Below are 14,289 nucleotides of genomic sequence, written 5' to 3'. Positions count from 1 at the left end.
AGAGAAATTATTTAAGTAAGTAAATTTAAGAAGGGTCTATCCTTGCGGGTAGGCCCTTTAATTTATTATAATATGTTATAATATAATAAAAATGTAAGAACATTTGTTTGTGTTTTTTGTTTTTGGGTAAAATTAAAAATATAGTATTTGAAATTTTTTATTAGGAGAATGAAAATGTGGATGGATAAAGCTTTAACTATTTTAAAAAAATATTTTGGGTATGATAGTTTTAGAAAAGGTCAAAAGGAAGCCATTGAAAATTTAATGGAAGGTAAGGACACCTTTGTAATAATGCCTACAGGGGGAGGAAAGTCTCTTATTTATCAGATTCCTGCTATGATGCTTCCAGGTCTTACCGTAGTTATATCACCTTTGATATCTTTAATGAAGGATCAAATAGACTCCTTAAATGAAATGGGTATCAATGCTGTATATATTAACAGCAGCCTTACAGAAAAACAGATTGATGAGAATTTGCTGAAGGTTTATAACGGAGAATGTAAGATGTTATACGTGGCTCCAGAAAGATTGGAGTCTGAAAAGTTTGCTCATGAGCTTATGTGTATGGATATTTCTTTTATAGCCATAGATGAGGCCCATTGCGTATCTAAATGGGGACATGATTTTAGACCTAGCTATAGGAAAATAAGAAGTTTTATTAACCTATTAGAAAACAGACCAAGAATTCTGGCTTGTACAGCTACAGCTACCCCCGAGGTTAAAGAGGATATAATAAATCTTTTGGGACTTAATAATCCAAAGGTGCATTTTACAGGGTTTAACAGAGAAAACTTAACCTTTAAAGTGTTTAAAGGAGAAAATAAAGATAACTTTATTAAAGAGTATCTGAAGGATAGACCAGAAGAAAGCGGAATTATATTTGCAGCTACCAGAAGAGAAACGGAGCATCTTTATACCTTGCTTAAGGATAAATATAAGGTTGGCTTATATCATGCTGGTCTTAAAGAAGAAATGAGAAGGACTATGCAGGAAGAATTTATGTTTGATAATCTTCATATAATGGTGGCTACCAATGCCTTTGGTATGGGCATAGATAAATCTAACATAAGATATGTAATTCACTATAACATGCCTAAAAATCTTGAAGCCTACTATCAAGAGGCTGGGCGTGCTGGAAGAGATGGTGAGCCTTCTGAATGTATACTTTTATATAATTCAGGGGATGTGCAAACTCAAAGATATTTAATTGAAACCACTACCTTATCGCCTGAAAAAAAAGACAAAGAATATACTAATTTAAGGACTATGGTAGACTACTCTTATACTTCACAGTGTCTCAGAAAATATATATTAAACTATTTTGGTGAAGATTATACACAGGATTACTGTGGTAATTGCAGCATATGCAATGATGAAACCGAGAAGATAGATACAACTTTAGAAGCTCAAATGATTTTCTCTAGTATTTATAGGGTAAGAGAAAGATATGGCATTAATACTATAGTAGATATTTTAAAGGGCTCAAGGAATCAAAGAATTCTTAAATTTTCCCTAGATAAGATTTCTACTTATGGTTTGATGCAGGAATATGACAGAAAATATATAGAGGAACTTATGAATAAGCTTATTGCCGACGGGTATATTTTTGTTACTAACGGTGAATACCCTGTGCTTAAGCTAACTCCTAGGGCAGCTAATGCTTTAAAAGGAAAAGAACCTGTAATTCTAGCCATGAGAAGAGTAGTAGAAGTTAAACAGGAAGATAATGCACTATTAGCTGATTTGAAAGCTTTAAGAAAGAATATTTCTGAAGAACTTAAAGTACCTCCATATATCATTTTCCCTGATGCCACTTTAAAAGAACTTGCCTTAAGAATGCCAAATAGTAGAGAAAAGTTCTTAAATATTAAAGGTGTGGGAGATAGGAAGTACGAAAGATATGGAGATAGATTTATTCAGGTTATTGAAAACTATATGAAAGAAAACAATATAATTTCACAGGAATTACCAGAACTTAAAGATAATATTATAATAGAAAAAACTAAGGTGAAAACTCAGCAAATAACCTATGATCTATATAAACAAGGGCTTTCACTAAATGAAATTGCCAAGGAAAGAGAGTTAACACCACTTACCATTGAAAACCACATATTTCAATGTGCTTCAGAGGGCATGGACATAGATTTAGACGAGTTCATTCCAGAAGGAAGAGAAGAAGAAATATTAAAGGTTATAAAGGAAATAGGAGCTGAAAAGCTCAAGCCTATAAAAGAAATGCTTCCCGAGGATATTGAATACAGGGCAATAAAAGCAGTTATACTAAAACAGGAGACGAAGTAATTTAGAGATGGTGACAGGGGGAGAAAATAATTTAAAATTTAGAATTGAGAATTTAAAATGAAGGGGAGGTTTTTCTGAAAAAGCATCAGAAAAACTACAATATATGGAAAAGATGAAATCCTTTAGGAGATTTCACCTTATATTATTAGAAAATCTGTGAGTTTCTTCCTACATTCTAAATTTTAAATTCTCAATTACCGAATTTCAATTCGGTCCCAGTTCGTCTGTCACAATAAACATAGAACCTTGTTCTTTGAAGTATTTGGCATCTTCGAGGTTGTCCACTGTCCACACAGCATACTTAATATTATTCTTTTTCATAAGCGCTATCTTTTCAGGAGTTATGCTCTTATAGTTATAGTAAATAAAAGCATTGCCTAATTCCTTAACAAAATTAAGACTTTCCTCATTTATATCCATCATCACAGCAAGAGGTGTTTCCGAATCTAGGCTTCTTACATAGGCAAGTACATCTCTATGATTGGAACATATTATACTTTTATTAAGAATATTATATTTAGTTAAATTAGATATAATAGCCTTATAGTCCTGTTCAGAGATTTCATCAGGTCCTAATTTTACGTCTAGTATAGGAATTAGCTTTTCTTCACTACAGAGTTTCAAGAATTCCTCTAAAGTTGGAATTCTGTAGGCTTGAGTTGAATTGCTTTTAAGTTTAATCTTTCTTATATCTTGAAGCTTTAAAGTACTTAACACACCTTTTCCTGTGGTAGTTCTATCCAAAGTGTAATCATGCATTAGTATCCATTTTTTATCTTTGGTTAAACGCAGATCTGTCTCAACTACCTTAAAGCCCATTTTTTTAGAGCTTCTAAAGGCTTCTAAAGAATTTTCAGGAAGTTTTGACACCTCACCTCTGTGAGCAGCATAAGGACCATAATCTATAAAACTTATGGAATTATTGGTGGAACTTAGGAATTTAATATGTTTAGACTTTGAAGATTTCTCTTTTCTAGTAGTGGCAAAAGAAGTTAAGATTTTAGAGGAGTTTGAATTGTACACTGTATATATAAGTATTAAAATTAATAAACTTAAGAAAGTCAAAGAAATAAACCATAAATATTTCTTCATCACACACCCCATTTTATATAGATTATCTATAAATGAAAATTTTTTTAAAACAAACTTTAAAGATTATATGAACTTGTCCACTATATACTAGCACATTATTTTTGAGAAGGAAATATATTTTTAATTTAAAATTTAGAATTGAGAATGAAGGATGTTTTTCTGAGAAAGCATCAGAAAAACTACAATGATTAACTTTTAAGTTCCTTTAGGAATTTCGTAATTATACACTAAGAAACTCTGTGAGTTTCCTCCTTCATTTTAAATTCTAAATTCACAATTGTTAGGAGGGGTTTGTTTTGGTTGATTTAGCCTTACTTGGATGTGGTGGAGGCATGCCTATGCCAAATAGGTTTCTCTCAGCATTGCTTATAAACTATAGAGGAAGAAAAATATTAATAGATTGTGGCGAAGGGACTCAAGTGTCTATGAAAATGCTGGGTTGGGGATTTAAGTCCATTGATGTAATAGCTATAACTCATGGTCATGGAGATCATACCGTAGGCTTACCAGGACTTTTAGCCACTATTGGCAATAGCGGTAGGACAGAACCTGTAACTATAATTGGCCCTGAAGGTATAAGAGAGATTATTAGAGGCCTTAGAGTAATAGTACCCTACCTTCCTTATGATATAAACCTTATAGAAAATCCCATTAAGGAAATTGCATTTAACTTTCTAGAGGAATTGTTATATCCTATAGCATTAGAAGAAGACACTACAGAAAATAATTCTAATTCCTTAATAAAAGGAGAATTAATAATATCTACATTACCTTTAGAACACTCAGCCCCTTGTTTAGGTTATAGCTTCTATATTAACAGAAGACAAAAATTTGATATGGAAAAAGCAGAAACTAACAATGTACCGAAATGTTTATGGAATAATCTTCAAAAGGGACAGGATATTGAGTATGAAGGTATACAATATAATCCATCTATGGTATTGGGAAGAGGCAGGAATGGAATAAAGCTTAGTTATATTACAGATACTAGGCCTCTTAACTCTATAGTGAATTTTATAAAAAACAGCGATTTATTCATTTGTGAGGGTACCTATGGTAGTGATGAGGACCTGCATAAGGCAATAAAAAATAAGCATATGACCTTTAGTGAAGCTGCAAAGCTTGCTTATGATGGAAATGTAAAAGAACTTATACTTACTCATTTTAGTCCTGCTATGACAGAGCCAGAGGAATATGTGAATAATGCTAAAAATATTTATAAAAATATTATAATAGGTAAAGACAGAATGATAAAAACTTTGAAGTTTTTGGATTAAAGGATGATATAATAATTATTAAATAATTTTATAATTTAAAGGGGGAGACGGGATGGATGTGGTTAGAGAATATTATGATAGGGAAGCAGAAAGAGAATGGAATAGATTAAGTAATCCATATTCTAGAGTAGAGTTTGAGAGTACAAATTATTTAATTAAGAAGTACTTTCCTAGTGAAGGCAAAATATTAGATATAGGTTCAGGGCCAGGAAGATATTCCTTAGAGCTTTTAAAAAATGGTTATGAAGTTTCACTTCTAGATATATCCATTAATGAGCTTAATATTGCAAAAGATAAAATTACAGAAGCAGGTTTAAAAGCCCAAGGATACTATTGTAAGAGTGCCACAGATTTAGGTGATTTTCAAGACAGCTACTTTGATGGAGTATTGCTTATGGGTCCTTTATATCATATTCACCATGAAAATCTTAGATTAAAGGTATTGGAGGATGTTTATAGAATGCTTAAAGAGGGAGGTACCGCTTTAATATCTTATATAAACAGCTGGGGATGTTTAAGAGCAGCTGTTGAGGAATTTCCAGAGGTATTTGAAGATGAAAATCATTTTTCAAGGTATTTAAAAGGAGATTTGAAGTTTTCTGCAGAAGAAAGTTTTACTGAAACTTATTTTACTACACCTGAGCATGCTTTAGAGGAAGTTAAAAAGGCAGGTTTTAATATTATTAGTTATGCAGCAGCAGAGGGATTTTTATCAGGCTTGAGAACTCAAATTGCAAATTTAGCTATGGAAAATTCAAAGGCATATGAGAATTTTTTAAAAGCCTCTTCACAGAATTGTGAATTAGCTCAGTATAGAGATAGTTCAGAACATCTTCATATTGTAGTAAAAAAATAATAATGTACGAATATCAAGTTTAACTTTAGTTAATTTCCTATAAGGAGGGATACTATGGAAGAATATAATGGAATTATAATATTTGGTGAAATGGGTTCTGGAAAGGATACCCTTGCGGATATGATAATTGAAGAACACCCAGGAATAAAGAAATATGGACTGGGAGACCTTATTCGATCTATGAAACCAATATTAAGGGTTTCACCGCAGTGGAAGGGGAAAGAAAGAGGATTTTATCAAAGTATTGCGGATAAACTTCGTGAGATAGATAATAATATATTAAATAAATATTGCTTAAGTAAAATGTTTAGTGATTACTCAAAAGGGGAGCTAAGAGAAGTAACCTTAGAAAATGAAATAGAAGACATAAGCTTCAATTTAAATCTAGTTAGTAATGAGTTTATTCCTATGATTGTGGGAGGCAGAACCTATGATGATTATGATTATTGGAAATCCATAGGTTTTATGATAGTTGGCATAAAGACAGATAAGGATTTAAGAATGAATAGGCTTATCCTTCGTGATGGGGAAGAAGTAGCAAAGAAATCAGACCCTAATCATAATACCGAAAAAAATGTAGCTGATATAGTTAAAAAAGCAGATTGTGTTTTAGAAAATAACGGTACATTAGAAGACTTAAGAAAAAAAGTTAAAAAAATTAATTTCTCGAAAGTTTAAACTTTCGAGTTTTTTTATTGACTTTTTTTACTTTAGGGTGTTATAGTGTATATATAGTATATATACACTATTTGATTAGAGGTGATGTCTTGGATATAATAATTAGCAATTCTAGCGGAAAACCAATTTATGAACAAATCACATCACAAATAAAAAATATGATAATTAATGGAACTTTATCTGAAGGTGAGATGCTGCCTTCTATGAGGCTTCTAGCTAAAGAGCTCAGAATAAGCGTTATAACTACAAAACGAGCTTATGAAGAGTTAGAGCGTGATGGGTTTATCGAAACCGTAACAGGAAAAGGGAGTTTTGTTGCCTCCAAAAATTTAGAATTTATCAAAGAAGAGCATTTACGCATGGCGGAAGAGTACTTACAAAAGGCGGTAGATATTTCAAAGAGCAGCGGTATAGTCCTTAGTGAATTAGTAGATATATTAACTTTATTATATAAGGGGGAATAAACGTTGGATAATATAATGGAACTTAAAAATGTATGCAAGTCCTACGAAGGGTTTAAACTTAATAATGTAAGTTTTTGCTTACCAAAGGGAAGCATAATGGGTTTTGTAGGGGAAAACGGCGCTGGAAAGACTACTACTATAAAAGCTATATTGAATTTAATTAAAATAGATAGTGGTAGTATTGAAGTTTTAGGACTAAATAATATAAAGCATGAAAAGCAAATTAAGGAGCAAATTGGCGTTGTATTTGATGAAAGCTATTTTCACGATAACTTAAAACCTAGGGATATTTCTAAAATAATGAAGGATGTTTTTAGTAATTGGGATGGTAAGCTTTTTAATTATTATATAAATAGATTTAAGTTACCTGAAAATAAAATTATTAAAGAGTTTTCTAAAGGAATGAAGATGAAGCTTTCCATTGCAACAGCATTATCCCATAATCCAAAACTCCTAATACTTGATGAAGCAACAAGTGGACTTGATCCTGTGATGAGAAATGAAATATTAGATGTTTTTCTAGATTTTATTCAAGATGAAGATCATTCTATACTTATTTCCTCTCATATAACCAGTGATTTAGAGAAAATTGCAGACTATATAACATTTATTAATCAAGGGAAAATAGTTTTTAGTAATTCAAAAGATGATATTATTTATAATTATGGAGTACTAAAATGCGGTTTAAATGATTTTAAGAAAATTGATAAAACTTATATGGTTGCACATAGAAAAAGCCAATTTGGATATGAAGTGCTAGTAAATAAAAAAAATGAAATTAAGAAAAAATACAAGGATTTTATTGTTGATAATATTAGTATAGAAGATTTAATGCTATTTTATGTAAGAGGTGAATTGATATGAAGGGGTTAATTATAAAGGATATTCTTAATTTAAAAAATTATGGACGTTCAATACTATTAATTGTTGCTTTTTATGGAATATTTGCTTATACAATTAATGATGCAGGATTCTTAGGTGGAATGATAGTTTTACTTATGACTATGATGTCCATTTCTTCTTTTTCCTATGATGACCTTGCAAAATGGGATAAATATGCTTTATCTTTACCTATTTCTAGAAAAGACATGGTTATGAGTAAATATCTTCTTTCTATAATTTTTATAGTTTTGGGAGCAGCACTATCTTTTGTTATAGTTTTTGTAATAAGTAATATTAAAAGCTCGGTAAATCTATGGGAATTATTACTTCAAACCTATTCTTCAAGTGCAGTAGCTATTATTTTCATAAGTGTTTTAATGCCTCTACTATATAAGTTTGGCGTAGAAAAAAGCAGAATTATGATAATGGCGGTTTTTGCAATACCTACATTATTATTAGTTTTACTTAGTAAGTTAGGAATTGCGAAACCTTCAGAAGACCAATTAATGTTCTTGTTAAAAATGTCTCCTATAATAGTCATTGCAGTAATGATGGTATCAGCTTTTATATCCTATAATATCTACAAAAAAAAGGATATGTAGAGGTTAATATTTTAAAGTAAAAGCTACTTAAGGTAGCTTTTTATTGTTATGAATAAGTTAAGAATGTTAAAATCTATATAATATCAATAAAATTTTAATAAATATGTTGAAAAATAGGGTAATTATTTGATAATGTATAATAAAAATAATGTTGATTTTTACTACTATTTTAAAAAATTAAGAGTTTCAAGTAGTATCTTTAATGAACAGAGAAGAATATTTAACAAGATGGGGGTAGAGGGATGTTTATTTGGAAAGATGATTATAAGGTAGGAGTACCTTTAATTGATGACCAGCATAAAGAATTATTCAGGATTGGTGATAAAGCTTTCAAACTTTTGAAAGATAAGATGAGATTAGATAAGTATGATGATATAGTATCTATACTTACTGAGTTGAAAGATTATACAATGTATCATTTTGAATGTGAAGAAAAGTATATGATGGAGTCTGGTTATAAAGGGTTTTTCTCTCATAAAGTAGAGCACATTAATTTCATAAATAAAATAAATGAAGTGGATATTGATAAGATAGATTTACATCAAAATTCTTCTATACTAGAAATATTAGATTTTGTGTACAAATGGATAGATGAGCATATACTAGTAAGAGATAAGGTAATTAATGAAGGTTCTATAACTTAAAAGGTTGGTTATATTTTTTATAAAAAATATTTACAAATAATATTATTTAGGGTATTCTTTAAGTGGTATTAAAACAATTTTATAAATTTGTCGTTAGGTGAGGTTACTATATAGATATACGCTACTGCCCAGAAATGTCGAGAGACGCCAATGGGTCAGCAGGTACTGCCGAATTAAGGTTTTACTTAATGTAGCTGACAACATTCATAGTAATATGAATGCTTATGCTCAAAGCTATTTAGTGCTAAAGCTCAACGAATGAAGACAGCGTTTTTTTGTTGCGTAAAAAACTCTTCATTTGTTGAAATGAAGAGTTTTATTTATTTTAAAAATTATAGAAGTTGGAGGTGGTTGGCATGGAAGACAGCCCTGGTAGTACGTACACAATTGAATATAAAAACGTCATTGCTGTTCTTTGGGCTAATCACTTTAAGAAGGGCAGTGACTAAAAGGAGGTCATTGCTATGGTTTTAAAAGCATTAATTAACAACTTCGAAGAAGATATTATCAAACCAGTTTTGGAAAGACTAAACACCAGCGTAAATGGATTAACTGAAGTTGAAGCAGAAGAAAGGTTAGAAAAATATGGCCTAAATCAGCTGGAAAGCGAAAAGAAAAAATCTCCTATGGTTAGATTTTTAGAAAATCTCAAAAATCCGCTAGTAATCCTATTAGCAGTATTGGCTTCTATTTCCTATTTTACTGGAGATTTAAGAGGCGCTATAGTTATGCTGGCAATGCTGTCTTTAGGTGTGATACTAAAATTTATACAAGAGGTTAAAGCAGATAATTCAGCAGAACAATTAAAGGCTATGGTAAGCACCACTGCCACTGTAATACGTGATGATGCAAAAAAAGAAATACCACTTAAGAATTTGGTGCCAGGGGATATAATTCATCTTTCTTCGGGAGATATGATACCTGCAGATGTTCAAATTGTATCCTCTAAGGATTTATTTATAAATCAATCAGCGCTTACAGGAGAATCTCTACCTGTAGAAAAAATAATTACAGCTAAAGACTATAAAAATCCATTAGATAACCCCAATTTATGTTTTATGGGATCCAACGTAGAAAGCGGTACTGCTATAGCGGTAGTAACTACCACAGGCAGTAAAACTTATTTTGGACAGTTAAGCAGCAAGCTAGTAGCAGAAAGACCAACTACAAGCTTCGACAAAGGGGTAAATAGGTTTACTTGGTTAATGATAAAGTTTATATTTATACTCTCTCCTGTAGTTTTTTTAATAAATGGTTTTGCAAAAGGTGACTGGTGGCAAGCCTTTTTATTTGCTATTGCTGTGGCAGTAGGGCTTACCCCAGAAATGCTTCCTATGATAGTAACTGTTAACCTATCTAAAGGAGCTATATCACTTTCAAAGCAAAAGGTTATTGTAAAAAAGCTAAATGCTATTCAAAACTTTGGAGCCATGGATGTACTTTGTACAGATAAGACTGGTACCATAACTTGTGGGAAAGTTATACTACAAAAATATTTAAATATTTATGGAGTAGAAAGTGAAAGAGTATTAAAGTATGGATACATTAATAGCTTCTATCAAACCGGACTTAAAAACCTTATGGACACTGCAATCCTAGAACATGGCAGCGATGGAGAAGACTTTAACATCGCTCATAAGTATGAAAAGATCGATGAAATTCCTTTTGATTTCATAAGAAAGAGAATGTCTGTAGTAGTAAGAAATAAAAGGATGGAAGATGTTTTAATATGCAAAGGTGCAGTGGAGGAAGTTTTAAGCTTATGTAATAAATATGAAACAAAAGAAGGTACCGAACCCTTTGTAGGGAAGATGACAAAAGAAATAGAAAAAATAGTTAAGGATTTAAACAAAGAAGGATATAGAGTTATTGCTATAGCGTATAAAGTTTCTAAGGATTATAAAAAGGAATATACCCTTCAAGATGAAAGCCAGCTTACATTATTAGGATTTATGGCATTCCTAGATCCTCCAAAGGAAACCTCTGCAGAGGCAATTTCAAAATTTCATAAATATAATGTGGATGTAAAAGTATTAACTGGTGATAATGAAATAGTAACTAAAAAGATTTGTAAGGAAGTAAACCTTCCTATAGATTCAATGTTACTAGGTAGTGACATTGAGAATATGACTGATGAAGAGTTAGGAGAGGCAGCTGAAAAAACCACTGTGTTTGCAAAACTTTCACCCATGCATAAAGAGAGAATAATAAAATCACTACAAAGCAGAGATCATGTGGTTGGATTTATGGGTGATGGAATCAATGATGCACCTGCTTTAAAAACAGCGGATGTAGGTATATCTGTAGATACCGCTGTAGATATTGCTAAAGAATCCTCAGATATAATCCTTTTAGAAAACAGCTTATTAGTACTGGAAGAGGGAGTTCTAGAAGGAAGAAGAGTATTTGGAAATATCATTAAGTATATTAAGATGACAGCTAGCTCAAACTTTGGTAATATGTTCAGCGTTTTGGGTGCTAGTATATTTGTTCCTTTTTTACCCATGATGCCTTTACAAGTATTAACAAATAATCTGTTATATGATATATCTCAAACAGCTATTCCTACTGATACTGTAGACGAAGAATGGATACAAAAACCAAGAAAGTGGGAAATAAATGATATTAAAAGATATATAACTTTTATAGGACCTATAAGCTCCATTTTCGATTATACTACCTATTTTATTATGTTATTTGTATTTAAAGCTTGGAATAATGCACCTTTGTTTCAAACTGGATGGTTCTTAGAATCATTATTTACCCAAACTTTAATAATTCATGTTATAAGAACAAATAAAATACCATTTATACAAAGCACCGCAAGCAAACCTTTGATGATAACCTCTACCCTAATCATTTTGGCAGGAGTGTTGTTAGTAAACTCACCACTAGGTAGCTTTTTTGGATTCGTTAAATTACCAGGACTTTATTACCCACTATTAATACTCACATTACTTTGCTATGTGATATTAACTCAGTTAATTAAAACTTGGTATATAAAGAAGTATGATGTGAAATAAAATAAGATATTCATAAATAGGCATGTATGTGATATAATGTAGAATTGTGTGCATTAAAGTCTAAGCACAAATTTAAGTACTAAAGAGAGGGAAATATTTTTAATGATTACAGTAAATAATATTAGTTTAAGATATGGCGGAAGAAAACTTTTTGAAGATGTTAATTTAAAATTCACACCAGGAAATTGTTATGGAGTAATAGGAGCTAATGGAGCAGGAAAATCTACTTTCTTAAAAATTTTATCTGGAGAAATTGAACCTAATACAGGGGAGGTATCCTTAGCACCAAACACAAGACTTTCAGTGCTTAAGCAAGATCACTTTAAATATGATGAATGTGATGTGCTAAGTACTGTTATTAGGGGAAATGAAAGACTATTTGAGATAATGAAAGAAAAGGATGAAATATACGCAAAGTCCGATTTCAGCGATGAAGATGGAATAAGAGCTGCTGAGTTAGAAGGAGAATTTGCAGAATTAAATGGTTGGGAAGCAGAAGCAGAAGCATCTTCACTACTTCAAGGGTTAGGCATCACCACTGATTTGCATTATAAAAATGTGGGAGAATTAAATGGTTCAGAAAAGGTAAAGGTACTTTTAGCTCAAGCTTTATTTGGAAGGCCAGGAGTGCTTATTTTAGACGAGCCTACCAATAACTTAGATGTAAAGTCAATTACTTGGCTGGAAAACTTCTTGGCAGATTTTGAAGGTACTGTTATAGTAGTGTCCCATGATAGACATTTCTTGAATATGGTATGTACTCATATTTGTGATGTAGACTTTGGAAAAATCAAACTATATGTTGGTAACTATGATTTTTGGTATGAATCAAGTCAATTAGCATTACAAATGTCCAAAGATCAAAATAAAAAGAAGGAAGAAAAAATTAAAGATCTTCAAAACTTTATTGCAAGATTTAGTGCTAATGCATCCAAATCTAAGCAAGCTACTTCCAGAAAGAAGCTTTTAGATAAAATTACCCTAGATGACATTCAGCCTTCCAGCAGAAGATATCCTTTTGTAGGATTTAAACCTGCTAGAGAAGTAGGAAATGATATATTAACTGTAGAAGGTATTTCAAAAACCATGGATGGTGTTAAGGTTTTAGATAATGTTAGCTTTATGGTAGGAAGAGAAGATAAAATTGCCTTTGTAGGTAATGAAATATCTATAACTACATTGTTTAAGATACTTACTGGAGAAATGGAAGCTGATGAAGGAAGCTTTAAGTGGGGTATTACCACTTCACAAGCTTATTTTCCACAGGATAATACCCAGTACTTTGAAAATAGCGATCTTACTTTAGTGGATTGGTTACGTCAATATTCAGAGGATCAAACAGAAAGCTATTTAAGAGGCTTCCTTGGAAGAATGCTATTCTCAGGAGAAGAGGCCCTTAAAGAAGCAAAGGTGCTTTCAGGAGGAGAAAAAGTTCGTTGCATGCTTTCAAGAATGATGCTAAGCTCAGCAAACATCCTTATTTTAGACCAGCCAACAAACCATCTAGATCTTGAATCCATCACAGCAGTAAACAATGGTCTTATAGACTTTAAAAGCGTAGTTCTATTTGCCTGTCATGACCATCAATTTGTACAAACTGTGGCCAATAGGATTATAGAATTAACTCCTCAAGGAATGGTAGACAAAAAATGTTCCTATGATGAGTATCTTGAAACTAAATAATAATCAGTATATAAATGTAAATAAATGCCATAGCCCCTGGGGTGCTTCCTTCTTTTGGAAGCACCCCAGGGGCTATGGCATTATTTGTTAATATTTTTTTAGAATAGCTTAAGCTGCTCATGGTTACTCAAAGAATTAATGAGTAAGTCTCCTTTTTTATAAGGCTTTATCATATCCATTATTTCCTTTGGTGAGGAATGAGGATTTAAATAGTCTTTTTCCAGGTAGCTAGGTATTATTACAGGCATTCTATGATGAATAAGCTTCATTTCGTCATTAGCTTCAGTGGTAATAATAAGGTACCTTTCTTGTAATGAGCCATCCTCATTGTGAAAAACATTATATATCCCTGCCATGGAAAATAGTTTTTCTTCTTTAAGTTTTATTTCATACTTATTCTTATCCTTCCATTCAAAAAACATATTTGCAGGTATTAAGCATCTTCGTGATAATACAGATTTGGAAAACATTCTTTTTTCAAAAATACTTTCCCCCCGAGCATTAATAATTAGCTTTTTATTGAAAGGAAACCCCCATTTTATTAACTTTAAAGACTCATTGGTAACAATTAAAGAACTGTTATCAGGGTATCTTACTCCTTGAATAGATAAAATATCCTCTTGGCTTATTTTAGATTTATTTACTTCTTCAAGAAAATTACTTATCCTAGTATCTTTTGTTCCATTTTCCCTTTCTTTTAGTTCATCCATAAGCTTATAATATCTTTCTAAATCCTCTAAAGTAAAATCAAGTTGAAACCGTCCGCACATACTAATCCTCCTATCTA

At 31.5% G+C, this 14,289-nt stretch carries 12 protein-coding genes and 1 riboswitch; of the genes, 10 read left to right on the top strand and 2 right to left on the bottom strand.

Annotated features, from left to right (window positions below):
• The first annotated feature begins 174 nt into the window (after nucleotides 1-174).
• Nucleotides 175-2,301 carry a DNA helicase RecQ gene (gene recQ / locus BUA82_RS11385; RefSeq protein ID WP_242948963.1) on the top strand — a complete coding sequence of 709 codons (2,127 nt, stop codon included), beginning with the start codon at nucleotides 175-177 and terminating at the stop codon, nucleotides 2,299-2,301.
• A gap of 204 nt (nucleotides 2,302-2,505) precedes the next feature.
• Here recQ and BUA82_RS11380 read toward each other — a convergent pair whose 3' ends face one another.
• Nucleotides 2,506-3,393: a glycerophosphodiester phosphodiesterase gene (locus BUA82_RS11380; RefSeq protein ID WP_073008034.1), complete on the bottom strand. Its 888-nt coding sequence runs from the start codon at nucleotides 3,391-3,393 to the stop codon at nucleotides 2,506-2,508.
• Between the two features lie 296 nt (nucleotides 3,394-3,689).
• Between BUA82_RS11380 and BUA82_RS11375 the strand changes: the two genes are divergently transcribed.
• From BUA82_RS11375 to BUA82_RS11335, 9 genes are all read left to right on the top strand, one after another.
• On the top strand, nucleotides 3,690-4,670 hold the full coding sequence (locus BUA82_RS11375; RefSeq protein ID WP_073008031.1) for a ribonuclease Z: 981 nt from the start codon (nucleotides 3,690-3,692) through the stop codon (nucleotides 4,668-4,670).
• Nucleotides 4,671-4,722: 52 nt separating this feature from the next.
• Nucleotides 4,723-5,526: a class I SAM-dependent methyltransferase gene (locus tag BUA82_RS11370; RefSeq protein WP_073008028.1), complete on the top strand. Its 804-nt coding sequence runs from the start codon at nucleotides 4,723-4,725 to the stop codon at nucleotides 5,524-5,526.
• A 54-nt stretch (nucleotides 5,527-5,580) separates the two neighbouring features.
• Nucleotides 5,581-6,204, top strand: coding sequence for a nucleoside/nucleotide kinase family protein (locus BUA82_RS11365; RefSeq protein WP_073008025.1), 624 nt, complete (start codon nucleotides 5,581-5,583; stop codon nucleotides 6,202-6,204).
• 89 nt (nucleotides 6,205-6,293) lie between these two features.
• Nucleotides 6,294-6,668 (top strand): GntR family transcriptional regulator, encoded by a 375-nt coding sequence (locus BUA82_RS11360; RefSeq protein ID WP_073008021.1) that lies wholly within the window; start codon nucleotides 6,294-6,296, stop codon nucleotides 6,666-6,668.
• Nucleotides 6,669-6,671: 3 nt separating this feature from the next.
• Complete coding sequence (locus tag BUA82_RS11355) at nucleotides 6,672-7,532, top strand: ABC transporter ATP-binding protein (RefSeq protein ID WP_073008018.1); 861 nt, start codon at nucleotides 6,672-6,674, stop codon at nucleotides 7,530-7,532.
• Nucleotides 7,529-8,152, top strand: a complete 624-nt coding sequence (locus BUA82_RS11350; RefSeq protein WP_073008015.1) for an ABC-2 transporter permease — start codon at nucleotides 7,529-7,531, stop codon at nucleotides 8,150-8,152. The genes BUA82_RS11355 and BUA82_RS11350 overlap by 4 nt, the downstream gene beginning before the upstream one ends.
• 242 nt (nucleotides 8,153-8,394) lie before the next feature.
• On the top strand, nucleotides 8,395-8,796 hold the full coding sequence (locus BUA82_RS11345; protein WP_073008012.1) for a bacteriohemerythrin: 402 nt from the start codon (nucleotides 8,395-8,397) through the stop codon (nucleotides 8,794-8,796).
• Nucleotides 8,797-8,878: 82 nt separating this feature from the next.
• Nucleotides 8,879-9,066, top strand: a riboswitch (M-box (ykoK) riboswitch).
• A 194-nt stretch (nucleotides 9,067-9,260) separates the two neighbouring features.
• Nucleotides 9,261-11,819 carry a magnesium-translocating P-type ATPase gene (gene mgtA, locus BUA82_RS11340; protein ID WP_073008009.1) on the top strand — a complete coding sequence of 853 codons (2,559 nt, stop codon included), beginning with the start codon at nucleotides 9,261-9,263 and terminating at the stop codon, nucleotides 11,817-11,819.
• A gap of 102 nt (nucleotides 11,820-11,921) precedes the next feature.
• The gene (locus BUA82_RS11335) at nucleotides 11,922-13,502 is read left to right on the top strand and encodes an ABC-F family ATP-binding cassette domain-containing protein (RefSeq protein WP_073008006.1); all 1,581 of its coding nucleotides are present in this window, start codon (nucleotides 11,922-11,924) and stop codon (nucleotides 13,500-13,502) included.
• Between the two features lie 98 nt (nucleotides 13,503-13,600).
• Here BUA82_RS11335 and BUA82_RS11330 read toward each other — a convergent pair whose 3' ends face one another.
• Nucleotides 13,601-14,272, bottom strand: coding sequence for an SOS response-associated peptidase (locus tag BUA82_RS11330; RefSeq protein WP_073008003.1), 672 nt, complete (start codon nucleotides 14,270-14,272; stop codon nucleotides 13,601-13,603).
• Nucleotides 14,273-14,289: the final 17 nt, after the last annotated feature.

The sequence above is a fragment of the Clostridium amylolyticum genome (genome assembly GCF_900142075.1).
Taxonomy (GTDB): domain Bacteria; phylum Bacillota; class Clostridia; order Clostridiales; family Clostridiaceae; genus Clostridium_AA; species Clostridium_AA amylolyticum.
The sequence above is the reverse complement of the archived record's forward strand: the minus strand, read 5'-3'. Positions and strand labels throughout refer to the sequence as shown.